Here is a 23,492-nt window from a genome sequence, read left to right on the forward strand (position 1 = left end):
CCCCGGCCGTCGCACGACAGCCGGGGCGCAGGGTCTGGGGGTCTAGGCAGGCACGGAGGCGATGCCGGGTGCCAGGAAGCGCTTGCCCGTCACCTTCTCCGAGATGCCCGAACGGTCCAGGTAGGGGGTGATGCCGCCCAGCCAGAACGGCCAGCCGGCGCCCAGGATCATGCACAGGTCGATGTCCTGGGCCTCCGCGACCACGCCCTCGTCGAGCATGATCCGGATCTCCTCGGCGAGCGCCTCCAGCGCACGCGCGAAGACCTCGTCACCGGTCAGCGGCTGGTCGCCGAACGACCACAGCGCCTGCACCTCGGGGTCGACGCTCTGCTTGCCCGACGAGTCCCACTGGTACACGGCGGTCTTGCCGGCGGCCACGAACTTCTTCATGTTCTCCGACACGCCGAACCGGTCGGGGAAGGCGGCGTGCATGGTCTCCGCCACGTGCAGCGCGACGGCCGGGCCGACGAGCTGCAGCAGGATCAGCGGCGACATCGGCAGGCCCAGCGGTTCGGTGGCCTTGTCCGCCACCTCGAACGGGGTGCCCTCGTCGATCGACTTCACGACCTCGCCCATGAAGCGGGTCAGCAGCCGGTTCACCACGAACGCGGGCGCGTCCTTCACCAGCACGGACGACTTCTTCAACTGCTTGCCCACCGCGAACGCGGTCGCCAGCGTCGCGTCGTCGGTCTGCCCGGCGCGCACGATCTCCAGCAGCGGCATGATCGCGACCGGGTTGAAGAAGTGGAAGCCCACGACCCGCTCGGGGTGCTTGAGGCCCGACGCCATCTCGGTGATCGACAGCGACGACGTGTTCGTCGCCAGCACGGCCTCCGCCGAGACGAACTCCTCGACCTCGGCGAACACCTTCTGCTTCACGCCCAGATCCTCGAACACGGCCTCGATGACGAAGTCCGCGTCCGAGAACGCCGCCTTGTCCAGCGAACCGCTCACCAGCGCCTTGAGCCGGTTCGCCTTGTCCGCCGACACACGGCCCTTGCCGAGCAGCTTGTCGACCTCGGCGTGCACGTACCCGACGCCCTTGTCCACCCGTGCCTGGTCGATGTCGGTGAGCACCACCGGCACCTCCAGCCGCCGCGCGAACAGCAGCGCCATCTGCGACGCCATCAGGCCCGCGCCGACGATGCCGACCTTGGTGACCTTGCGCGCCAACGACTTGTCCGGCGCGCCCGCCGGCCGCTTGGCCCGCTTCTGCACCAGGTTGAACGAGTACAGCCCGGCCCGCAGCTCGTCGCTCATCACGACGTCCGCCAGCGCCTCGGTCTCGGCCGCGTACCCGGCGTCGAGGTCGTTGGCGCGGGCCAGCTCCAGCAGTTCGAGGGCCTTCAGCGCACCCGGCGCGGCACCCTTGGTCTTGCCCTCGACGATCGCGCGGGCCCGTGCCACCGCCGCGTCCCAGCCCGCGCCGCGGTCGATCTCGCGGCGGGCGGGCACGACGTCGCCGCGCACCACGGACGCCAGCCACAGCAGCGACTGCTCCAGGTAGTCCGCCGAGTCGAACAGCACGTCGGCGATGCCCAGGTCCAGCGCCTGCTTCGGGTTGAGCATCTTGTTCTGGTTCAGCGCGTTCTCGAAGATCACGGTGACCGCGTCGTTCGCGCCGATCAGGTTCGGCAGCAGCTGCGTGCCGCCCCAGCCCGGGAACAGGCCGAGGAACACCTCGGGCAGCGCGATGGCCGCCGCGTTGGACGCCAGGGTCCGGTAGTGGCACGACAGCGCCAGCTCCAGGCCGCCGCCCATCACCGCGCCGTTGACGAACGCGAATGTCGGCACGGAGGACTCGGTGAACTTGCGGAACACGTCGTGCCCGAGCTGCCCGATCGTCACGGCCTGCTCGCGCTTCGACGCGCCCTCGACGGCCGTCAGGTCCGCGCCCACGGCGAAGACGAACGGCTTGCCGGTGACCGCGATCGCCACCGGGGACGCCGCCGCGGCCTCGTCGAACGCCTCGCTCAGGCTCACCAGGGACTGCGGGCCGAACGTGGACGGCCGGGTGTGGTCGTGGCCGTTGTCGATGGTGATGAGGGCGACCTGGCCGTCCAGGCCGGGCACCGGGACGAGCTTGGTGCGGGCGCGGGTGACGACCTCGTCGGGGAACAGGGCCTTGGCCTCGTCAGCGGTCAACGTGGTCACTTGTTCTCCCCGTTCCAGTGCGGGTTCTCCCAGATAACGGTGCCGCCCATGCCGATGCCGATGCACATGGTGGTGATGCCGTAGCGCACGTCGGGCCGCTCGGCGAACTGCCGCGACAGCTGGGTCATCAGGCGCACGCCCGAGGACGCCAGCGGGTGGCCGGTGGCGATCGCGCCGCCCCACTGGTTGACCCGCGGGTCGTCGTCGGCGATGCCGAAGTGGTCGAGGAAGGCGAGCACCTGCACGGCGAACGCCTCGTTGATCTCGAACAGGCCGATGTCGTCGATGGTCAGGCCGGCGCGCTTGAGGGCCTTCTCGGTGGCCGGCACCGGGCCGACGCCCATGACCTCGGGCTCGACGCCCATGAACGAGTAGCCCACCAGGCGCATGCCGACCGGCAGGCCCAGCTCGCGGGCGGTCTCCTCCTCGGCCAGGATGCAGCCGGTCGCGCCGTCGTTCAGGCCGGCCGCGTTGCCCGCGGTGACCCGGCCGTGCGGGCGGAACGGCGTCTTGAGCTTGGCCAGGTCCTCGACCGTGGTGCCGGGGCGGGGCGGCTCGTCGACGGTGGCCAGGCCCCAGCCGTTCTCGGCGGACCGGGTCGCGACCGGCACGAGCTCCGGGCCGATCTTGCCGTTCTTCACCGCGTCGGCGTACTTGGCCTGCGACGCCGCCGCGTACGCGTCCGCGCGCTCCTTGGTGATGTGCGGGAACCGGTCGTGCAGGTTCTCCGCCGTCGAACCCATGACGAGCGCGGACGGGTCCACGATCTTGTCGGACAGGAACCGCGGGTTGGGGTCGACGCCCTCGCCCATCGGGTGGCGGCCCATGTGCTCCACGCCGCCCGCGATCACCACGTCGTACGCGCCGAACGCGATGCCGCTGGCCGACGTCGTCACGGCCGTCATGGCGCCCGCGCACATGCGGTCGATGGCGTAGCCGGGCACCGACTTCGGCAGGCCCGCGAGCAGCGCCGCGGTGCGGCCGATGGTCAGGCCCTGGTCGCCGATCTGCGTGGTGGCGGCGATGGCCACCTCGTCGACCCGCTCCGGCGGCAGTTCGGGGTGGCGGCGCAGCAGCTCGCGGATCACCTTGACGACCAGGTCGTCGGCACGGGTCTCCGCGAAGATTCCCTTGGGGCCGGCCTTGCCGAACGGCGTGCGCACGCCGTCCACGAAGACCACGTTACGAACGCGTGCCGGCGCTTCTGGTGCGGCCACGGCGTCTCCTCCGCTTGTGGTGACGATTCGCCCGAGCGGTCGGGCGCGACTCCTACCGATCGGTAACACAACTCTAGCCCCTGTTACTGACCGGTAACCACCGAGGTCGCCCTGTTCGCTCGGTCACAGGACGCCCGGACGGCCACAGGAACAGCCCGAACCCGAACGGGGACAGGACGATCGTGAGCACCAGCAGGGAGCACATGAGCAGCGGGTGCAGCCCCAAGCAGCGCCCCAGGCGGTGGACAGGAACTCCCTGGGCGTGTCCAGGTCCGGACTGCTCATCGTCGCCCACAACCGCAGCAGGTGCGCGGCGACCAGCGGGGAGGATGTGACGCGGGCCGTCACCGGCGAGGTTGGCGCGGAGATCATCAGGCCCCAGCACGGGGCGGCAAGCCGGAACGTGACCTGAACAGCAAGCCGGTCATGCTGGCACCACCTCCTGCACCACCTCCCGAGCTGACCAGCCTCAACCGGGCCAGGTACGCCGACGACCACCTGCACCGGCTGCGGCTCGTGCGGGCGATGGTGGAGCCGGGCGGGTTGTCGATTGCCGACGCCGCCCTGGCCCGCCGCGAACCCTCCGACCGCGCGAGTCCTACGTCCGGAACGCGTGTGTCCTACGTTCAGGACCCCCGAGTTGAACGCTCAGAACAAGATCAAGTGTTCTGAGCGTTCAACTCGGGGTGCGCGAACGTAGGACACACGCGTTCCGAACGTAGGACTCTCGCGTTCTGGAGGTAGGACACACGCGTTCCGGACGTAGGACACGCGCGGGTTTTAGGGGGTTAGGGCGGTGGAGAGGGGGGTGGCGGTCAGGGTGATCTGCCAGTTGCGGGCGCCGCCCTCGCGCAGGGTGGCGGCCACGCCCTCCGGCGAGGTGTCGGCGGGTGGCTGCCAGCACGTGCGCCGCACCAGGTCGGGCAGCAGCAGGTTCTCGACCGGCAGGTTGTTCGCCTCGGCCACGGCCGCCAGGGCGGTCCGCGCGGCGGCCAGGCGGGCCGCGGCGGCGGGGTCCTTGTCGGCCCAGCGGTTGGCGGGCGGCGGGCCGTCGTGCTGCTGCGACGGCTCCGGCAGCTCGGTGCGCGGCAGCGCGGCGGCGCGTTGCAACGCGCCCAGCCACACGCCGACCATGCGTCGTTGCGCCCGACCGCGGAACACCGGCAGCGCCGTCAGCGCGGCCTCGTCCGCCGGGTTGCGCACGGCGGCGTCGACCAGCGCGGAGTCCGGCAGGACCCGGCCCGGCGCGATGTCGCGTTCACGGGCCAGCGCGTCCCGCGCCTCCCACAACGCCCGCACCGCGGCCAACTGCCGCGGGCTGCGGATCCGGTGGATGCCCGACGTGCGGCGCCACGGCTCCGCGCGCGGGCGCGGCAGGGGAGCCGTGCGGGCCGCCTCGAACTCCTCGAGCGCCCACGCCAGCTTCCCCTGCCGCTCAAGCTCCTGTTCGAGCACGTCACGCAGCTCGATCAGCAGTTCGACGTCGAGCGCGGCGTAGTTCAGCCAGTCGGCGGGAAGGGGCCGGCGCGACCAGTCGGCCGCGCCGTGCCCTTTCTCCAACCGATAGCCCAACAACCGCTCGACGAGCGTGCCCAGCGCCACCCGCTCGAACCCGGCCAGCCTGCCCGCCAGCTCGGTGTCGAACAGCGCGCTCGGACGCAGGCCGAGTTCGGCGAGGCACGGCAGGTCTTGCGACGCCGCGTGCAACACCCACTCGGTCCCGTCCAGCGCCTCGACCAGCGGATCGAGCCGACCGCCCAGGGCGATCGGGTCGACCAGCACGGTCCCGGCGCCTGCCCGGCGCAGTTGCACCAGGTAAGCGCGTTGCGAGTAGCGGTATCCCGAGGCTCGCTCGGTGTCCACCGCAACCGGACCCGTCGCTCCGGCGAGCGCGTCAGCGGCACGCCGGAGCGACGGTGCGTCGGCGACGACAGGCGGAACGCCGTCAGCGGGTTCCACCAGCGGCACCGGATCAGCACCGGTTGGTTCGGTTGGCTCGTCGGAGGGTACGTCCACGGCGGAAGACCCTACGACGAACGCACCACTCGCGGGTGTGTTCGGCCGGTTCAGTGTGCCGACCTGCTCAGCGGATCACGCCGGCACGCATGGCCAGCGCCACCATCTGAGCCCGATCCCCGGTGCCCAGCTTGCGCCCGATCCGCGACAGGTGAGACTTCACCGTGAGCGCGGAAAGGCTGAGCGCTTCGCCGATCTCCTTGTTGCTCTGGCCATCGGCGACCAGCTGGAGGACCTCGACCTCACGCGCGGAGAGCTCCCGCGGCGTGTTGTCGGTGCCCGGCACCCTCGTGCCCGCGGCGAGCACGGGCGCGACGCTCGGGTCTGCGTAGACGCCCCCGTCGAGGACCCTGCGCACCCCGTCGGTGACCACCATCGGCGAGGCGGACTTCAGCAGGTACGCCTGAGCGCCTGCCTGGAAGGCCGACCTGACCGCGTAGGGGTCGTCGGAGGACGCGAGGACCACGATGCGGGGCCAGCCCTGGGCACGGAGTTCCGTGACCAGGTCGATGCCGGTGCCATCCGGCAGACCCAGATCGAGGATCGCGAGGTCGCACGGTCCGGTAGCGAGTGCCCGCGCCCGAGCCTCCGCGACCGAAGCCGCCTCATGCACTGTCCCGGCTCCCATCTGGGTGAGCCGAGCCGATATCGCCTCCCTCAGCAGTGGGTGGTCGTCGACCACCAGCACTGAAAAAAGCTCCTCCCGCGGGTGCGGGACCATGTTCGCCGGCAACGTGCCGGCTGGCGTGGTACGAACGGCCTGACCTAAGCCGACGGCAGCCACGTCACTACCTCCCTGGAGTCGGTCGTGCCCCCCGACCGGCACCGGGACTTTCGTCCAATCAGCCGCGCCACTGATCGACCGAAAGTGGTGTCGTCTGGGGCAGCGTAGCCGCCCAAGCGGGTCTACGGGACGATCAATCGGGTATCTATCCCGAATGAGTTGTCACTGATGGCCCCCGCTGTCACACGATCGGCTGACAACTCGATCGGGGGCGTAACGCGAGCGGTTCTCACGACGACATCAAGGAGTTGCGGGTGGCGAGCACCACAGGTCGAGGCCGGGCCGGGGAACTGCTGGCACGCGTGCCCCTCGTCGACGGGCACAACGACCTGCCGTGGGCACTGCGCGACCTCGCCGCCGCGGGGGAATTCGGTGAAAAGTCAACGGCGGGCGACCCGGTCTCGTCCGTCTCAACCGTCGACCTGACCGTGCGCCAGCCCGCCCTCCAGACGGACCTGCTCCGGGCCCGCGAGGGCCGCTTGGGGATGCAGTTCTGGTCCGTCTGGATCCCCTGCCGGCTGGCGGGCGACGCAGCCGTCACCGCCGTGCTGGAGCAGATCGACCTCGTGCACGACCTGGCCGCCCGCTACCCCGACCACCTGCGCATCGCGACCACCGCCGACGAGGCCGAACGGGCCTTCCGGGACGGGCGGATAGCCTCCCTGATCGGCGCGGAGGGCGGGCACAGCATCAACGGCTCGCTGGGCGTGCTGCGGGCGCTGCGGCGGCTGGGCGTGCGGTACATGACGCTCACCCACAACGAGAACACCCCGTGGGCGGACTCGGCGACCGACGAGGCCGTGCACGGCGGGTTGACCGACTTCGGGCGCGACGTGGTGCGCGAGATGAACCGCATCGGGATGCTGGTCGACCTCTCGCACGTGGCGCCGTCCACCATGCGCGACGCGCTGGAGGTCTCGACCAGGCCGGTCGTGTTCAGCCACTCGTCGTGCCGAGCGGTCGCCGACCACCCGCGCAACGTGCCCGACGACGTGCTGACGCGGTTGAGGGACAACGACGGGGTGTGCATGGTGACGTTCGTGCCGCACTTCCTGTCGCAGGCGTACGCGGAGTGGGACGCCCGCCTGAAGGTCGCGATGGACGCGGCGGGGGACAACCACAACGACCTCGACGCCCGCCACCGGTTCGTCGACTCCTGGACCGACGGCGGCCCCCCGCCCCGCGTCACGATGGACGACGTCGTCGCGCACCTGGAGCACGCCCGCGAGGTGGCCGGGATCGACCACATCGGCCTCGGCGGCGACTACGACGGGACGCGCGCCCTGCCGGAGGGCATGGAGGACGTCTCCTGCTACCCGGACCTGGTCGGCACCCTGCTGGACCGCGGGTGGAGCGAGGACGACTGCGCCAAGCTGGCCGGCCTCAACGCCCTGCGCGTGCTGCGCGCCAACGACTGACCGGCGTCAGCGCAGGGTGCTCACGCCCACCGGGGGCAGGCCCACGGCGGTGGCCATGACGTCGAAGAACGCGGTGCCGTGGGTGGCCAGGTCGGCGGTCCGCGCGGTCCACGAGGCGCGCAGTTCCAGGTCGTCGGTGCGGGCGGGGCCGGCGATGTCGCCGAACCTCGCCGACGACGTCTGGGTCACCGTGCCGCCCAGCGCCAGGAACTCGGCACCGGACACCTCCAGCGCCTCCACCAGCCACGACCAGCCGACCTCGGGCAGCAGCGGGTCCGCGGCCAGTTCCGCGTCCAGCTCCACCCGCACGTACGCGACCAGCCGGAACACGCCCGACCACGCCTCGACCCCGTCCGGGTCGTGCAGCAGCACCAGCCGTCCGGTGGACAGCTCGTCGGCGGGCCCGGTCGCCTCCGCGGTCAGCGCGAAGGACCAAGGCGCCAGCCGCTGCGGCGGGCGCACCTCGGTCAACTCCAGTTCGGGCCGGGTGCGCACCGACCGGAGCGTCGCCACCGCCCGCTGGAACAGTTCGGGCTCCGTCACACCACGGACTGTAGGCCCCGCCACGTCGGAACGTGAGCGCGGCACGCCGGGCCCGCGGACGCCGCCCGAAGACGCCCTCCGCCCAGCCCGTGGGACGATGGACGGCGAGATGAACGACATCACCGAAGCCCCGTTGCTCGTCGCCGCACGCGGCGGCACGCCGTCGCGCACCCCGGTCTGGTTCATGCGCCAGGCGGGCCGCTCCCTGCCGGAGTACCGCAAGCTGCGCGAAGGCACCGCGATGCTGGACGCCTGCCTGGACCCGGAGATGGTCTGCGAGATCACCTTGCAGCCCGTGCGCCGCCACGACGTGGACGGCGCGATCCTGTTCTCCGACATCGTCGTGCCGCTCAAGGCCGCGGGCGTCGACCTGGACATCGTGCCCGGCACCGGGCCGGTGGTGGCCAAGCCGATCGCGACCGAGGCCGACGTCAAGGCCATCCCCGAGCTGCACGAGGAGCAGGTGCGGCCGGTGGTCGACGCGATCGGCCTGCTCAACGCCGAGCTGGGGGACGTGCCGCTGATCGGCTTCGCCGGCGCGCCGTTCACGCTGGCCTCGTACCTGGTCGAGGGCGGCCCGAGCAAGCACCACGAGCGCACCAAGGCGCTCATGCACGGCGACCCCGACCTGTGGCACGCCCTGCTGGACCGGCTGGCGGGCATCACCGCAGAGTTCCTCCGCGTGCAGGTGCGCGCGGGCGTGAAGGCGGTCCAGCTGTTCGACTCGTGGGCGGGCGCGCTGTCCGAGCGCGACTACCGCGAGTTCGTGCTCCCGCACTCGACCAGGGTCCTGCAGAGCGTCCGCGGCGTGCCGCGCATCCACTTCGGCGTCGGCACGGGCGAGCTGCTGCCCGCGATGCGCGAGGCGGGCGCGGACGTGGTCGGCGTCGACTGGCGCACCCCGCTGGACGTGGCGGTCAGGCGGCTGGAACAGGCCGCGCCGCACCTGCCCAAGCCGGTGGTCCAGGGCAACCTCGACCCGGCGCTGCTGTTCGCGGGCCTGCCCGCGCTGGAGCGCGAGATCGAGCGGATCAAGCGCGAGGGCCGCGCCGCCGCCGGGCACATCTTCAACCTCGGCCACGGCGTGCTGCCCGACACCGACCCGGACGTGATCACCCGGGCCGTCGAGCTGGTGCACCGGGCCGCATGAGGGCGCCGCGCGTGGCGGTGGTCGGGGGCGGGATCTCCGGCCTCGCCGCCGCGCACCGGCTGCGCCACCTGCTTGGGCCGCGGGCCGAGGTCACCGTGGTCGAGCAGTCGAACCGGCTGGGCGGCAAGCTGCGCACGGTCGAGGTCGGCGGGCGGGCCTACGACGTGGGCGCGGAGGCGTTCCTGCACCGCCGCCCCGAGGCCGCCGAGCTGGTCGCCGAACTCGGCCTGGCCGACCGGGTGGTGCACCCGACGAGGGCCGCGGCGAGCATCCACGCCGCCGGTGGCACCCGGCCGATCCCCGCGCACACCCTGATGGGTGTCCCCGCGTCGGTGGACGCCGTGCGCCAGGTGTTGTCGCCGGAAGGGCTGCGCCGGGTCGCCGCCGAACCCGGGCTGCCGCCGATCCGGCTGGACGGCGCCGACGTGGCCGTGGGCGCGCTGCTGCGCGAGCGGTTCGGCCCCGAGGTGGGCGACCGCCTGGTCGGGCCCCTGCTGGGCGGCGTCTACGCGGGCCGCACGGACCAGCTCGGGCTGCGCGCGACCATGCCGCAGCTCGCCTCGGCGCTGGACGCCGGCCTCGGTTCGCTGCTGGACGCCGCCGCGACCACCGTCCCCGCTCCGCCCCAGCCGGGCGTCACCCGTCCGCCGGTCTTCGGCACGCTGCGCGACGGCCTGTCAACGGTGGTCGACCGGCTGGCGGAGGCGGCCGCGATCCGGCTCGGCCTGCCGGTGCGCGCCCTGCTGCGCCGCGAGCACGGCTGGCGGCTGGAGATCGGCTCCGCCGCCGCGCCCGAGCACCTGGACGTGGACGGCGTGGTGCTCGCCGTGCCCGCTCCCGCCGCGCGCAAGCTGCTCGCCGACGTCGCGCCCGCCGCGTCCCGCCGGTACGCCGAGGTCGAGGTGGCGTCCATGGCGGTGGTGGCGCTGGCCCTGCCGCCGGGCACCGAGCTGCCCGAGCGGTCGGGCGTGCTGCTGGCCGAGGGGGAGCGGGCGGCCGACGGCGTGCCGTTCACCGCGAAGGCGTTCACCTTCTCCAGCCGCAAGTGGGCGCACCTGGCCGGTGAGCCGGTGCTGGTGCGCGGCAGCGTCGGCCGGCACGGCGAGGCGCACCTGTTGCAGCGCGACGACGACGAGCTGGTCGCCGCCGTCCGGCACGACCTGCGGGAGCTGACCGGCGTCACGGCCGAGCCGATCGACACCCTGGTCACCCGCTGGGGCGGCGGCCTGCCGCAGTACGGGGTCGGCCACCTGGACGTGGTGCGGGGCATCGAGGACGCCGTGGGCGAGGTGCCCGGCCTGGCCGTGGCGGGGGCGACGCTGCACGGCGTCGGCATCCCCGCGTGCATCGCCACCGGCCACGCCGCCGCGGCTCGTGTCGCCGCTCACGTCCTCGGCCCCGATCCCTCGGACGAGCGCAGTGAGAGGATGGGGTCATGGCCCGCCTGAACTACAACGAGCTCAACGACACCATCCGCTACACCATGTGGTCGGTCTTCCGGGTGGAGCCCGGTCGCCTGCCCGACGACCGCGGCCCCGCCGCCTCCGAGGCGCAGGAGTACCTGGACGGCCTGGAGGCCAAGGGCGTCGTGGTGCGCGGCGTGTACGACGTGGCGGGCCTGCGCGCGGACGCCGACTACATGATCTGGTGGCACGCCGAGGAGATCGAGCAGGTCCAGCAGGCCTACACCGGGTTCCGCCGCACCGCCGTGGGCCGGGTGTCCACCCCGGTGTGGAGCCAGGTCGCGCTGCACCGGCCCGCCGAGTTCAACCGCAGCCACATCCCGGCGTTCCTGGCGGGCGAGGAAGCGCGCAAGTACGTGTGCGTGTACCCGTTCGTGCGGTCCTACGAGTGGTACCTGCTGCCGGACGAGGACCGCCGCCGCATGCTCGCCGACCACGGCAAGGAGGCGCGGGACTACCCGGACGTGCGGGCGAACACGGTCGCGTCGTTCGCGCTCGGCGACTACGAGTGGATGCTGGCGTTCGAGGCCGACGAGCTGCACCGCATCGTGGACCTCATGCGGCACCTGCGCGGCACGGAGGCGCGTCGCCACGTGCGCGAGGAGGTCCCGTTCTACACCGGCACCCGCGTCCCGGCCGCCGAGCTGGTCGCGAACCTGCCGTGAGCGGACGCGGTGGAGGGACGCCCGACCTCGGACGCCCCTCCCCGCCGGCCGTTACGCGGTGAGCCGGTAGGCCCGGAGCACCGTGTGCTCGAACGTGTTGCCCTTGCTGTCCGCGCCCTTGGCGCGCAACGACGCGAAGCCCGCGTGCGCGGCGTTGCGGACGAGCGCCGCGCCGCCGACGACCGGGACCGCGGACCACGTCTTGCCGTCGTCGAACGACACGTCGACCTCGACCGCGCGGACGCGGCCGTTGTCGGCGCCTTGCTGCTGCTGCACGGTCAACGGGATGCGCAGCAGGCGTCCGGCGGGCGTGCCGCCGGTGGCGTCGAGCCGGGGCGCGAACCGCACCACCGAGATCGGCAGCTTGCGCACCTCGCCCTCGGGCGTGGTGTCGGAGCGGAACGTCCACGCGCCGGTGACCCGCGTGCTCAGCTCCGAGACGCCCGGGGCCCGCACGACGTCGACCTCCGCCCGGTAGCGCGCCGCGCCCGCCGGCACGGTGAACGAGCCGCCCGGGTCCGCGACCTCGCCGATCTTCTGCCCCTCCCGGTACAGCGCGGTGCGCGCGGACTCGTAGGCCGATCCGCCCCAGTTGTTCGCGGCGTCGTTGAGCATCGGCACCTGCACGAACAGCTGGTCGCCGACCCGGCCGAGGGGTTCGAAGCGGGATGCGGGCAGGCCCGGCCCGTGCACGGGGAAGTTGAAGCTCTCCGCGCCGCGCTCACCGGGGCGGTAGGCGCGTCGGGGTGACGCGTACTCCGCGACGATGTCGAACTCTCCCTTGACCTGGATCATGCGCCACGTCCACTGGACGTCGGCGGTGGTCACGTAGTCGACCGCCGAGCCGCCCGGTCGGACCGGGAACAGCACCGCCCAGCCACCGCCGCCCGACGGGCCGCTCGCGTTGCCGCCGTGCGCGAACTCGTCGCCGGCCGGGCCGGGGCCGAACCTCGTGCGCACCTCGGCCAGGTCGCGCTTGGCGGGCGCGCGGACGAAACCGGTGGGCACCCGGCCGCGCTCGATCCACGCGAACCGGTAGCTCACCCGTGCGTCGCCTGCCGGTCGGCCCTCGAACTGCGAACCGATGGTGACCTCGAGGTTGTCGGCGGGCAGCTCGGGACCGGTGTGGCCGAGCGACAGGTGCTCCGGCAGGCCCTCGAAGAACGCCACGCCGAACCCGGCGCGCCGGTCGCCGGTCGAGCGGTCGAGGTTGATGTCGCCGATGTAGGACACCGCCTCCGGGTCCGGCGCCGTCACGCGCACCGGCTTGGCGGTGCGGGCGTCGAACGTGACCGAGGTGTCCCCGGTGATCGACAGCGAGGGCCGCGGCAGCACGGCGACGCGGCCGCCCGCCTCGTCACCGGTGAGGATGGTGGTGTGCACCATGTACTCGCCCTTGGGCAGGCGGATGGTGGGGGTGTTGTCCGCGGACTGGAGGAACGTGAACGTGTTGTTGTCCACGCCCATCACCGCGCTCGCGTAGCTGCTCGGCGCACCGCCCTCGGCATCGAGGAACGTCGCCTTGACGTCGTAGCTCTCGACCTCGCGGTCGATGCCCACCGGGGTGCGCAGCACGTCGCCCGCGACCACCGCGCCGGAGTACGCGCCGTCGACCGCGCCGACCCTGGTGTCGGCGGTGACGGTCACCTTCGCCGCACCGCCGGCGGGCACGGTGACCGTGCCGGGCGTGACGGTGAACATGCCGTCGGGCGCGGGCTTGCCGTCCGGGCCCTTGGCGTCGACCGACACCGGGAACGTGACCGGCTCGGTGCCGCTGTTGCGGTAGGTCAGGTCCCGGGTGACCGGCGTGTCGTCGTTGTGCGGCCATTGCCGGATGCCCATCGACAGGCTCGCGGGGTCGGTGGTGACGGTGGTGGTGATGGCCTTGGCCAGGTCGACCCGGCCCGCGCCCTGGTCGAACGCGGTGAGCGCCGGGTTGGCCTTCGCCGAGGCCATGAGCGCGGCCTTGAGCTGAGCGCCGTTCCAGTCGGGGTGCTGCTGGGCGAGCAACGCCGCCGCGCCCGCGACGTGCGGGGTGGCCATCGACGTGCCGGACAGCGCCACGTGCCGGTCGTCCACGGGCGTGCCGATGGTGCCGGAGGCGGCCTTCGCCGCGACGATGTCCACGCCCGGCGCGGTGATGTCGGGCTTGACCCCGCCGTCGCCGATGCGCGGGCCGCGGCTGGAGAAGTACGCGATGTCGTCGTCCCGGTCGACCGCGCCCACGGTCAGCGCGGCGTCGGCGCTGCCCGGCGAACCGACCGTGCCGGGCCCGCCCGAGTTGCCCGCGGCGATCACGAACAGCGTGCCGCTCTGCGCGGACAACGTGTTCACGGCCTCCTCCAGCGGGTCGACCTCCGGCGAGTCGTTGCCGCCCAGGCTCAGGTTGACCACGTCCGCGCCCTGGTCGACGGCCCACTGCATGCCGCCGAGGATCCACGACTCGGCGCAGCCGTAGCGGGCGCACACCTTGCCGTCGAGGATCCGCGCGTCGGGCGCGACACCTCGGTACTTGGCCCCGGAGCTGGCGATGGTCGAGGCGACGTGCGTGCCGTGGCCGTCGGCGTCGGTGGCGTCGGGCTCGTCGGTGAAGTTGTGCTCCGCGACCTCCTTGCCCTCCAGGTCGGGGTGCGTCTGGTCCACGCCGCCGTCGAGGACGGCGACCTTCACGCCCTTGCCGGTGTACCCGGCCTGCCACGCGGTCGGCGCGCCGATCTGGGCGGTGGAGCGGTCGAGGTCGGGGTGGCGCAGGCCGTCGAGCCAGACCTTCTTCACGCCCGGGTCGCGCACGAGGGCCTGGAACGTCGTAGCGGCCTCGGACTTGGCCGTGGTCGCGGCGACCGAGCCGACGGCGGGCAGCGCCCGGGTGACCTGGACGGCGGCGGAGCGCGGCTGGTCGCCGGTGACGATCAGCGGCAGGCTGTCGCGCCGGCTGTCGTCGTAGCCCGCCTCGACCAGCCCGGTCACGTCGAACAGGCGCAGGTCGAGCTTGCCCGCGGCGACCGCGGCCACGGCGTCGCCGGGCACGACGTGCAGGTTGCCGTCGCGGTGGAACGTGTGGAACGTGACGCGTTCCCGGCCGGGGCCGGGTCGCAGCGAGCCGGACGTGGGCCTGTTGAGCACGACCTTGTCGCCCGTGATGAGGGTGACCGCCGGGCCGGTGTGCCCGGCCGCGGGGTCGGACCGCCGGGGCGTCGCGGCGGCAACCCCCGTTGCCGTGCCTGCCGCGAGGCCGGTCGCGAGGGCGGCGGCCGCCCACCGCGCCCCGCGCCTTCGTGATCTCGACGTCAACACAGATACCTCCCGAATCTGGTTGTCGCGCTGGGAAAAACGCGCAGTCGGAAGGCGCCGCTGACCTGCGGCGGCAGCGGTGTGCCAGAACAGTCGAAGCCCCCCAACGACTTCGACGCTATCCACCCTTAAAGGTGGGGTCAGCGTCTCTTGGTGGGGACTTCGCCACCCGGTCGGCCCAGCGAACGGTTACCTGACGTCGACTTCGTGGGCGAGGGGGCATCCGCCCGAGCGAATGCCCCCTCGCGTCACGTGATCCCGCTCAGCCGACCCGGTAAGCCCGGATCACGGTCTGCTCGAACGTGTTGCCCGCGCTGTCGGAACCCTTGACGCGCAACGAGGCGTGCCCGGCGGCGGCGGGGTTGCGCACGAACGCGGTGCGCCCGAGCACCGGCGCGGGCGACCACGTCCGGCCGTCGTCGAAGGACACCTCGACCGCGAGCCGGTGGACCCGGCCGTTGGCCGCACCCTCCTGCTGCTCGACCACGAGCGGCACCCTCAGCACCCGACCCGCGGGCGCGGCGCCGTGCGCGTCCAACTCGGGCGTGAACCGCACCACGGACAACGGCAGCGGCACGTTCCCGTCACCGGGCGCGGTGCCCGAGCGGAACGTCCACGCGCCGCTGACCCGCGTGGCGAACTCCGAGACGCCCGGCGCGCGCACGCCCTCGGTCTCCAGCCGGAACGCCGCCGCGCCGGGCGGCACGGGGAACTGGCCGCGGCCCGCGTCGCCCGTCTCGCCGACCACGGATCCGTCGCGGCGCAACGTCGTGCGCGCCGACGAGGTCACCGACTGGCCGAGGTTGCCGTCCCCGTCGCCGAACAGCGGCAGGGAGAAGGTGATCACGTCACCGGACCTGGCCAGGTACGGGAACGGGCTCGCGGGCGCGCCCGGCCCGAACACCGGGCGGTTGAACCGCTCCTGGTAGGTGCGCCCCGGTTTGTGCACGCGCAGCGGTGTGTCGAGCTGCGCCTCGATCGCCTCGCCCTGGAACTGCGCGAACGACCACGCCCACCGCACGCCCGGCTCGGTGGTGGCGTAGTCGAGGGACCGACCCGGCGCGGTCACCGCGGTGTCCGCGGCGAAACCGGCCATGCCGTTGGGCAGCACCGGGAAGCCCGCGAAGGCGTGGCGCTTGCCCGCGAGGCCGGGCGTGAAGTGCGACCGCACCTCGGCGAGGTCCCGCTTGGCCGGCGCGCGGACGAGCCCGGTGGGCGCCTTGCCGTGCTCGGCCCACGCGAACCGGTACGTCACCGGGGTCGTGCCGACGGGCGTGCCCGCGGTCTGCGTGCTCACCATGACGGTGAAGTCCTCGGCGGGCAGCTCGGGGCCGAGGTGCCCGATCGACACGGTGCCGAAGCCGCCCGAGTAGAACCCGCCGAGCCCGACCAGCGGCCTGCCGCCACGGCCGCGGCTGAGCAGGATGTCCCCGGCCGGCGGATCGGCCGGGGGTTCGGGGAACGTGATCGAGATCGGCTTCGCCTTCCGGGCGTCCGCCACGACCGGCGGGGTGTCGCGGGCGACGCGCAGGCTCGGTTGCGGCAGCACGGCGGTCTTCGTGCCGTCGGTCAGCACCTCGGTCAGCACCAGGTACTCGCCGACGGGCAGCCGGGCGGTGGCCTTGCCGACGCCACCGCCGGGGAACGCGAACTTGTCGTTGTCCAGGCCGATGACCAGCGCGAAGTAGTCGGCCGCCGGTCGGCCCGCCGCGTCCACGAACTCGAACGCGACGTCGTAGCTCTCGACCTCGCGGCTCACGCCCACCGGCACGCGCAGCTCGACACCGCCGCCGGAGGCGACGACCGTGCCGCTGTACGCGCCGTCCGCGGTCGCGGCCCCGGTGTCGGCGGTGACGGTGGCCTTGGCCTCGCCGCCCGCGGGCACGGTGATCGTGGCGGGGCTGACGGTGAACACGCCGGCCGGCGCGGGCGTGCCACCGGGGCCCTTGGCGTCGACGGCGAGGTCGAGCGTGACCGGCTGCGGGCCGGCGTTGCGGACGGCGAACTCCTTGCTGGTCGGGGTGTCGTCGTCGTGCGGCCACTCCCGCAGGCCCAGCGCGAGCGACGGCGGGTCGGCGGTGACCGCGGTGGTGATGGCCTTGGTCAGGTCGACGCGGCCGGTGCCCTGGTCGAACGCGGTGAGCGCCGGGTTGTGCTTGGCCGAGGCCATGAGCGCGGCCTTGAGCTGAGCGCCGTTCCAGTCGGGGTGCTGCTGGGCGAGCAAGGCCGCCGCGCCCGCGACGTGCGGGGTGGCCATCGACGTGCCGGAGATCGCCACGTGCCGGTCGCCCACGGGCGTGCCGATGCGGCCGGTGCTCGACTTGGCCGCGACGATGTCCACGCCGGGCGCCGTGACGTCCGGCCTGGGCGCGCCGTCGCCGACCCGCGGACCGCGGCTGGAGAAGTCGGCGATGCTGTCGTCGCGGTTCACCGCGCCCACGGCGAGCGCCGCGTCCGCGCTGGCGGGGGAGCTGAGCGTCTCGGGCGCGCCGGAGTTGCCCGCCGCGACCACGAACAGCGTGCCGGTCTGCGCCGACAACGTCTCGATCGCCTGCTCCAGCGGGTCCACGTCCGGGGTGTCCGTGCCGCCGAGGCTCATGTTGATCACGTCCGCGCCCTGCTCGGCGGCCCACCGCATGCCGTCGACGATCCAGGACTCGGCGCACGACAAGGAGCACACCTTGCCGTCGAGGATCTGCGCGTCGGGCGCGACGCCCCGGTACTTCTCGCCGGCGCTGGCGACCGTGGCGGCGACGTGCGTGCCGTGGCCGACGAGGTCGCTGTTGTCCGGGTCCTCGGTGAAGTTGCGCTCGGCGACCTCCCGGCCGGCCAGGTCGGGGTGCGTCTGGTCCACGCCGCTGTCGAGCACGGCGACCTTCACGCCCTTGCCGGTGTACCCGGCCTGCCACGCGGTCGGCGCGCCGATCTGCGCCACGGACCGGTCGAGGACGGGCTCGCGGATGCCGTCCAGCCAGACCTTCTTCACGCCGGGGTCGGCCACGAGCGCTTCGAAAGCGTTTGCGGTGTCGGATTTCGCGGTGCGCGCGGCCACCGAGCCGATCACCGGCAGCGCGCGCGTGACCTCGACGTCGGCCGAACGCGGCTGGTCGCCGGTGATGATGAGCGGCACGGTGTCGCGCTTCGCGTCGTCGTAGCCCGCGTCCACGAGCCCGGTGACGTCGAACAGGCGCGGGTCCAGCTTGCCGTCGGCGAGCGGTTTCGCCGCATCACGTGGGATGACGTGCAGCCGGCCGTCGCGCACGAACCGGTAGAACGCGGTGCCGTCACGGCCCGGACCGGCCGTGACGTTGAGCAGCCGGTCGCCGGAGACGACGACCCGGTCGCCGGTGACCAGGGTGACCGTGTGCCGCTCGGCGTTGGTGTGGCTCGGTGGTGGCGGCGCGGGTGACGCGGTCGCCGTCGCCGTGCCGGCGGCCAACCCCACCGCCAGCACCGCGGCCCCCCAAGCGGTCCCGCGCTTTCGTGATCTCGGAGTCAACGCAGATACCTCCCGAATCTGGTTGAGCGCGCTGTGGAACGCGCTGGCGGGAGGCGAAACAACTGTGGCGTGCACCGAAACGTGAAGTCGCCCCCCGACGGTTCGACGCTATCGACGCGGGGGAACGGATTCAGCGGCCCAACGCGGTACCGGCGGGCGGCCGGGCAGCCCAACGGGCGTTGCTCGCCGAGGGCCGACCAGCGGACCCGAGGGGCAGGTGCCGCGGTCACCTACCGCGCGCTGACCGAGCCGTCGGCACCGACCGAGATGCGTGCCTGCGGTCCACCGGCCGGGCAGTTCGGACCGTTGGGGTGGGCCGGCTCGGGGTTCAGCGCGAGATCGCGGTCCACCAGGGGGGAACCCGCCTGGTCCAGCACGCGCAGGGTCGCCGTGACCGGCTTCGCGGGCAGCCGGGGGAGCGAGGCGAACCCGTGCTTGCCTCCCGTCGGCTCGGACCGCGCGCTGCACGAGTCGTCCGGCGACGTGCCGGTGCAGGTCGTCTCCACGGCCCTGCTCGACGGGTGCAGCTCCAGCGCGGGGGTCGCGCAGGAGCCGTCCCAGCACACCTCGATCGTCGCGGCGACCGCGTCGGGGTGCTCGACGTCCACGCTCACGCCGACGGGCGTGCCGATCGCGGTGCAGGCCATGTCGTCGCCCGCGTCGACCACGCCGCACGCGGTGGCCAGCAACAGCACGCCCAGGGGCCAGGTCCGTCTCCACATGCCCGGGGGACGGAACGCGGCCGTGCTCAGGTTGCCCGCCGCCACCAACGCTTCTTCTTCGGCGGCTGGAGCTCGCCTCGTGCGATCGCCCACTCGGCGAAGCGGGCGGCGTCCTCGCGGAAGCGCGTGCCGACCTCCTTGGGGTGGGCGGCGGCGTAGCCGTCGAACAGCGGGCGGAACCGGTCGCCCAGCTCGGCGGCGACGTCGGGTCGCAGCACCGCCACGATCCCGCGGCGCTTGGCGAGCAGCGCGCGCTTCTCGACGCGCACCCGTTCCGGGTCGAACCCCGGCGGCACGGCCCCGTCGGCCAGCAGCGCGCGCAGCAGCTCGGCCTGGGCGGCGGCCAGGCGCTCGCGCTGCGGCCCGGTCACCCCAGCACCGCCCGGATCGCGGCCAGCTCGGCGGCCAGCTCGGCGTCGGCGGGGTAGTCGTCGTCGCGTTCCAGCAGCACGCCGGGCGGGTCGACGCGGGCACGCAGTTGCGCGAGCACGTCCAGCACCTCGGGGAGCACGGCGTGGGCGTGCGTGTCGTGGTAGACGCCCCGGTTCTCCTCGCCGCCCGCCACGTGCACGTAGGCGAGGCGTTCCAGCGGGATCTCGTCGAGGAAGCGGGCGACGTCGGTGCCGAGGTTGCGGGCGTTGGCGTAGAGGTTCGCCACGTCCACCAGCAGGTGGCAGTCGGTGCGCTCGACCAGCTCGGCGAGGAACTGGCCCTCGGTCAGCTCGCCGTCGGGCCAGTCGAGCAGCGCGGCGACGTTCTCCAGCGCCAGGGGCACGGGGAGGTCCTGCTGGGCCGCCTTGACGTTGGCGACGAGGACGTCCAGCGCGTCGCGGGTGCGCGGCAGCGGCATCAGGTGGCCCGAGTCCAGGCCGCCCGCGCGCACGAAGCAGACGTGGTCGCTGACCAGCGGCGCGTCGAGGGCTTCGGCCAGCGCGCCCAGGTGCGCGACGCGGTGGGCGTCCACGGGTTCGGCGCCGCCCAGCGAGAGGGACACCGCGTGCGGCAGCACGGGCACGCCCCGTTCCCGCAGCAGGAGCACCGACTCGGGCAGGTGCCCGACGTGCAGGTTCTCCGCGACGACCTCCACGAAGTCGACGCCGGGCAGGCGTTCGACGGTCAGGTCGATCTCCGGCCGCCAGCCGATGCCGACACCGAGCTTCTCCACGTGCCACCAACCCTTCCGCTCGCCCTCGGTGGACCTAGTCGCCGCCGCCACCGCCGCACCCGCCACCGCCGCACGACGAACCGCCGCACGACGAGCCACCGCTGTCGGAGCCGCTGCCGCCGCAACTGCTGCTGGAGCAGCTTCCGCACCCGCCGCCGCACGACGCGCCGCCGTTCGACCCGCCGCGGTTCGACCGCCGGCGCAGCGTCGTCGCCGCCGCGGGCCCGATGCCGAGCACCTCCCACACGTGGTGCCGCTCGACCTTGCCCAGCAACCCGTAGTAGGCGACGAGCGCGATCCGGTTCGGCGACACGGCCAGCGGCTTGAGCCGCTTCACCACGTCCCGTCCGCGCGCGGTCAGCGGACGTCCCGCCCGACCGAGCACGATCGCGCCCACGACCCCGACCGGCACCGCGCCCAGGGCGAGCCAGAACGGCAGCTCCAGCACGATCGTCGCGACCACGGTCGCCACCGCGGCGGCGATCAGCAGGCGGCGTGCCGTGCGCATCCCCTGTCGCCGTCCCGGCGGCGTGACCAGGCCGGAGCCCACCAGGTACTGCCGCAGCGACTGCGCCTCGGCGCTCGACGCCGTCGCGATGATCACGTCACCCAGCGACATCGGCAGCCTGCGCAGCACGGCCGATCCCAGCGGGCTCGTGCCGGCACGCGGCCGTCCCACCGCGCTGACCAGGCCCCCGCGCGAGATCCGCGCCGCGCTGGCCTCGACCAGCGAGACCACCGCGACCTCGGCCGCCCGGCCCGGACCACCCACCAGGAAACCCTGCTCCTCCAAGCCGGGCTCAGGCGTCGAACCCGCCGAACCCGCCGAAGTCGGCGTCCACTGAGTCGCCACCGTCATCGCCCTCCAACCACTGCGCGGCCAACCACCCGCCCGCGAACCACCCGCCTGCCACCAGCCAGCCGTTGCGCCGTTGCCACCGCTGCGGTTCGACCACCACGGCACGCCTGCGCCGCGGGAGCGGTGCCTGGGACGTTTCCGCAGGTGCGATCGGTTCCACCCGTTCGCCGTCGAACACCGCCGTCGCCGACCGCACCGACCCCTCACGCGGCACGGGCGGGACGGCGGTGCGTGACGGTGCGCGCACCAGCCCGTAACGGGCGGTCACCTCGGCCGGGTCGACCGGGGCGAGGCCCGCCGTGGCCTCCTCGTACGCCCGCGCGCCCCTCCTGGTCAGGACGGGCGGCGGACCCAGCAGCAGCAGCACACCGAGCAGGCCCGTGAGCGACAGCGCGGTGACCGTCACCCACCCTCCCGGACCGGCGAAGACCGCCACCACCGCGAGCGCCGCCACCGGCAGGACCGCCAGCACCGCCCGCGCCAAGCGCCGCCGCGGTGACACCAGCAGACCGCCCGTGACCAGGCGTTGCCCGATCTGCCGAGCCGGTCCGCTGGTGGCCGCGCCGACCACGAGCTCGTCCAGGTCGCGCGGCTGCGCGAGCCGGGCGAGCACGACCGCCTGCAACGCGGTGGCCGGCTGCTCCTCACCGGGCACCGCCGAGGCCGCCGAACCGGACACCCTGGCCCGGTTCTCGGCCACCAGCCCCGCCAGCGCCACCTCGACCGCCCGCACCGGGCCGCCGCCGAGGTAGCCGATCTCCTCGAACGTCAACGGCCGATCGGGCACGGCGCCGGCGACCCGCTTGCACCGCAGGCCCACCACCACCGCGGCGACGAGCGCCGGGCCGTACCACCACAGGAACGTCATGGCCGCCACCCTAGGAGCCGTCGGGCCGGGCCCGGCCCGACGTCACAGAAGCGAAAGGACTCCGTCAGCCACCGCCGCCACCGCCGCAGCCCCCACCGCCGCCACAACTGCTGCCGCTGCTGCTGGAACAACTGCTCGCGCCGCCGCACGAGCTGACGTTCGTCGCGCCGTAGGAGGTGGCCGCGTACCCGGCCGACGACGTCCGCGCCTTGGGCCGGGAGCGGGGCCGGGAGGGCGGGCGCGCCGCGGCGCGCAGGACGATGTCCGGGTGGCCGTCGAAGCCGTTGAGAGCGACCAGCTCGGCGGCGTTCGCCGAGCCGGTCGTTCCCCACCCCCCGGTGAACTCGCCCGCGCGAGCCTTCGCCACCGCCTCACGCCCCTTCGCGGTGCGCGTGGACGGGGCCGCCTTGAGCAGCAGCCAGATCAGCACGCCGGTCAGCGCCAGCTGCAACGTCAGCCACCCCACGGGCGCACTGATCAGCAGCCCGTTGACCCAGCGCACGACGCCGACGGCGAGCAGCACGGCCATCGGCAGGACACCGGTGCGCAACCGCCGCTTCACCAGGTGCGGGTCGACCAGGTAGTCCATTTCGGACAGCCGGCGGCCGATCGCGCGCGGCGCGTCCTGCTCGGCCACCGAGGTGATGAGCAGGGTCAACGTCCGGTAGCGGTAGCGCTTGGCGTCGGCGAGCACGGCCTGGTCGACCGGGTGGTGCGCCACCGGCGTGCCGACCAGCCGAACGGAGCCGTTGCGGGCGGGCACCAACGCGCCCGAGTCGATGAGGCCGGCGACGGACGCCTCGACCACCCGTCGAGGCCCGCCGGTCAGGTAAGCGATGTCCAGCAAGCCGAGCGCACCCGCGGGGACGCCTCCCCGCGACCCCCGCGGGCGCACTCGGACGAAGATCGCGAAGGCCAGCGACACGGCCAACCCGATCCAGTACAACTCGAGGAACTCCGGGCCCGAAAGCCCCCACGGTCGCTCCACGGTCCACCCCCTGTGGGCCTCGGTGGAACCAGGTCCACCAACCAGGAGGCAATCGTGTGTGCCAGGACACACCCCAGCAAGGGGGCTTTAGCAAGCCTTAGGGTTCCAAGCGGGTGACGTGCCCGCGCCTCTCAGGAGGACGACGCGCCGTCCACGCCGCCGGAGCCCTCACCGTCAGTGCCCTTGAAGATCCGCATGGTTCCTCCCTGGTGTCGATCGGACTGGCGCCCTCAGTCTGCTGGACCGCCGGTGCTCTCGACCAGACGCAAGCTCACCGAGTTGATGCAGTAGCGCTGGTCGGTCGGGGTGTCGTACCCCTCGCCCTCGAACACGTGCCCGAGGTGGCTGTGGCACGTGGCGCACAGCACCTCCGTGCGGACCATGCCGTGCCCGCGGTCCTCGCGCAGGATCACCGCGTCACCGGCCAGCGGGGAGAAGAACGACGGCCAGCCGCAGTGGGAGTCGAACTTGGTCTCGCTGCGGAACAGCTCCGCCCCGCACGCGCGGCACTCGTAGACGCCCTCGGTCTTGGTGTCGGTGTACTCCCCGACCCACGCGGGTTCGGTGCCGGCGTCGCGCAGCACCGCGTACTCCTTGGGGGTCAGGATCTCCCGCCACTCGGACTCGGAGCGGACCACCTTCGGGGTGGCGCCGACGACAGGTTCCATGCCCACCACGTTAGACGAAGCC

General features: G+C 73.3%; 19 protein-coding genes. 5 read left to right on the plus strand and 14 right to left on the minus strand.

The window, feature by feature from the left end:
• Positions 1-42 precede the first annotated feature (42 nt).
• Both LZG04_RS34285 and LZG04_RS34290 read right to left on the minus strand, forming a co-directional pair.
• Complete coding sequence (locus LZG04_RS34285; protein ID WP_233825039.1) at positions 43-2,154, minus strand: 3-hydroxyacyl-CoA dehydrogenase NAD-binding domain-containing protein; 2,112 nt, start codon at positions 2,152-2,154, stop codon at positions 43-45.
• A complete protein-coding gene (locus LZG04_RS34290; protein WP_233825041.1) occupies positions 2,151-3,371 on the minus strand; it encodes an acetyl-CoA C-acyltransferase in 1,221 nt (406 codons plus the stop codon). Before LZG04_RS34290 ends, LZG04_RS34285 begins: the two co-directional genes overlap by 4 nt.
• Positions 3,372-3,797: 426 nt before the next feature.
• On the opposite strand from LZG04_RS34290, the gene LZG04_RS42770 reads away from it, so the two are divergent.
• The gene (locus LZG04_RS42770; RefSeq protein ID WP_308199627.1) at positions 3,798-4,043 is read left to right on the plus strand and encodes a MerR family transcriptional regulator; all 246 of its coding nucleotides are present in this window, start codon (positions 3,798-3,800) and stop codon (positions 4,041-4,043) included.
• Positions 4,044-4,151: 108 nt separating this feature from the next.
• On the opposite strand, the gene LZG04_RS34300 is transcribed toward LZG04_RS42770, so the two are convergent.
• Together LZG04_RS34300 and LZG04_RS34305 are read right to left on the minus strand one after the other, a co-directional pair.
• Positions 4,152-5,387, minus strand: a complete 1,236-nt coding sequence (locus LZG04_RS34300) for a ribonuclease D (protein ID WP_233825043.1) — start codon at positions 5,385-5,387, stop codon at positions 4,152-4,154.
• A gap of 67 nt (positions 5,388-5,454) precedes the next feature.
• Positions 5,455-6,108: a response regulator transcription factor gene (locus tag LZG04_RS34305; protein WP_181320591.1), complete on the minus strand. Its 654-nt coding sequence runs from the start codon at positions 6,106-6,108 to the stop codon at positions 5,455-5,457.
• Positions 6,109-6,425: 317 nt separating this feature from the next.
• On the opposite strand from LZG04_RS34305, the gene LZG04_RS34310 reads away from it, so the two are divergent.
• Positions 6,426-7,589 (plus strand): dipeptidase, encoded by a 1,164-nt coding sequence (locus tag LZG04_RS34310; RefSeq protein ID WP_233825045.1) that lies wholly within the window; start codon positions 6,426-6,428, stop codon positions 7,587-7,589.
• A gap of 6 nt (positions 7,590-7,595) precedes the next feature.
• Here the strand turns inward: LZG04_RS34310 and LZG04_RS34315 are convergent, their stop codons facing one another.
• Complete coding sequence (locus LZG04_RS34315) at positions 7,596-8,132, minus strand: DUF3000 domain-containing protein (protein WP_233825047.1); 537 nt, start codon at positions 8,130-8,132, stop codon at positions 7,596-7,598.
• A 97-nt stretch (positions 8,133-8,229) separates the two neighbouring features.
• On the opposite strand from LZG04_RS34315, the gene hemE reads away from it, so the two are divergent.
• Genes hemE through hemQ form a run of 3 tightly spaced genes read left to right on the plus strand, consistent with a single transcriptional unit; the run spans position 8,230 to position 11,410 of the window.
• Entirely contained in the window at positions 8,230-9,282 is a 1,053-nt protein-coding gene (gene hemE / locus LZG04_RS34320; RefSeq protein ID WP_233825049.1) for a uroporphyrinogen decarboxylase, read from the plus strand.
• Positions 9,279-10,730, plus strand: coding sequence for a protoporphyrinogen oxidase (hemG, locus tag LZG04_RS34325; RefSeq protein ID WP_233825051.1), 1,452 nt, complete (start codon positions 9,279-9,281; stop codon positions 10,728-10,730). Before hemE ends, hemG begins: the two co-directional genes overlap by 4 nt.
• A complete protein-coding gene (gene hemQ, locus LZG04_RS34330) occupies positions 10,718-11,410 on the plus strand; it encodes a hydrogen peroxide-dependent heme synthase (RefSeq protein ID WP_233825053.1) in 693 nt (230 codons plus the stop codon). Before hemG ends, hemQ begins: the two co-directional genes overlap by 13 nt.
• 51 nt (positions 11,411-11,461) lie before the next feature.
• Here the strand turns inward: hemQ and LZG04_RS34335 are convergent, their stop codons facing one another.
• From LZG04_RS34335 to msrB, 9 genes are all read right to left on the minus strand, one after another.
• A complete protein-coding gene (locus tag LZG04_RS34335; protein WP_233825055.1) occupies positions 11,462-14,701 on the minus strand; it encodes a S8 family serine peptidase in 3,240 nt (1,079 codons plus the stop codon).
• A 262-nt stretch (positions 14,702-14,963) separates the two neighbouring features.
• A complete protein-coding gene (locus tag LZG04_RS34340; protein WP_233825057.1) occupies positions 14,964-18,146 on the minus strand; it encodes a S8 family serine peptidase in 3,183 nt (1,060 codons plus the stop codon).
• A 284-nt stretch (positions 18,147-18,430) separates the two neighbouring features.
• On the minus strand, positions 18,431-18,922 hold the full coding sequence (locus LZG04_RS34345) for a hypothetical protein (protein ID WP_233825059.1): 492 nt from the start codon (positions 18,920-18,922) through the stop codon (positions 18,431-18,433).
• A 26-nt stretch (positions 18,923-18,948) separates the two neighbouring features.
• On the minus strand, positions 18,949-19,293 hold the full coding sequence (locus tag LZG04_RS34350) for a hypothetical protein (protein ID WP_233825061.1): 345 nt from the start codon (positions 19,291-19,293) through the stop codon (positions 18,949-18,951).
• Positions 19,290-20,087 (minus strand): DUF692 domain-containing protein, encoded by a 798-nt coding sequence (locus LZG04_RS34355; protein ID WP_233825063.1) that lies wholly within the window; start codon positions 20,085-20,087, stop codon positions 19,290-19,292. Before LZG04_RS34355 ends, LZG04_RS34350 begins: the two co-directional genes overlap by 4 nt.
• 34 nt (positions 20,088-20,121) lie before the next feature.
• Positions 20,122-20,946, minus strand: a complete 825-nt coding sequence (locus LZG04_RS34360) for a TIGR04222 domain-containing membrane protein (RefSeq protein WP_233825065.1) — start codon at positions 20,944-20,946, stop codon at positions 20,122-20,124.
• Entirely contained in the window at positions 20,888-21,814 is a 927-nt protein-coding gene (locus tag LZG04_RS34365) for a TIGR04222 domain-containing membrane protein (RefSeq protein ID WP_233825067.1), read from the minus strand. The genes LZG04_RS34360 and LZG04_RS34365 overlap by 59 nt, the downstream gene beginning before the upstream one ends.
• 64 nt (positions 21,815-21,878) lie before the next feature.
• The gene (locus LZG04_RS34370; protein WP_233825069.1) at positions 21,879-22,802 is read right to left on the minus strand and encodes a TIGR04222 domain-containing membrane protein; all 924 of its coding nucleotides are present in this window, start codon (positions 22,800-22,802) and stop codon (positions 21,879-21,881) included.
• 230 nt (positions 22,803-23,032) lie between these two features.
• Entirely contained in the window at positions 23,033-23,470 is a 438-nt protein-coding gene (gene msrB / locus LZG04_RS34375) for a peptide-methionine (R)-S-oxide reductase MsrB (protein ID WP_233825071.1), read from the minus strand.
• Positions 23,471-23,492 lie beyond the last annotated feature (22 nt).

The organism is Saccharothrix sp. S26 (assembly GCF_021390395.1).
Taxonomy (GTDB): Bacteria; Actinomycetota; Actinomycetes; order Mycobacteriales; family Pseudonocardiaceae; genus Actinosynnema.

Excerpts from the sequence above, each read along its gene's own strand:
- LZG04_RS42770 (WP_308199627.1), top strand. The coding sequence starts at position 3,798 with ATGCTGGCACCACCTCCTGCACCACCTCCCGAGCTGACCAGCCTCAAC.
- LZG04_RS34305 (WP_181320591.1), bottom strand. The coding sequence starts at position 6,108 with ATGGTCCCGCACCCGCGGGAGGAGCTTTTTTCAGTGCTGGTGGTCGAC.
- hemE (WP_233825049.1), top strand. The coding sequence starts at position 8,230 with ATGGACGGCGAGATGAACGACATCACCGAAGCCCCGTTGCTCGTCGCC.
- hemG (WP_233825051.1), top strand. The coding sequence starts at position 9,279 with ATGAGGGCGCCGCGCGTGGCGGTGGTCGGGGGCGGGATCTCCGGCCTC.
- hemQ (WP_233825053.1), top strand. The coding sequence starts at position 10,718 with ATGGCCCGCCTGAACTACAACGAGCTCAACGACACCATCCGCTACACC.
- LZG04_RS34345 (WP_233825059.1), bottom strand. The coding sequence starts at position 18,922 with ATGTGGAGACGGACCTGGCCCCTGGGCGTGCTGTTGCTGGCCACCGCG.
- LZG04_RS34360 (WP_233825065.1), bottom strand. The coding sequence starts at position 20,946 with ATGACGGTGGCGACTCAGTGGACGCCGACTTCGGCGGGTTCGGCGGGT.
- LZG04_RS34365 (WP_233825067.1), bottom strand. The coding sequence starts at position 21,814 with ATGACGTTCCTGTGGTGGTACGGCCCGGCGCTCGTCGCCGCGGTGGTG.
- msrB (WP_233825071.1), bottom strand. The coding sequence starts at position 23,470 with ATGGAACCTGTCGTCGGCGCCACCCCGAAGGTGGTCCGCTCCGAGTCC.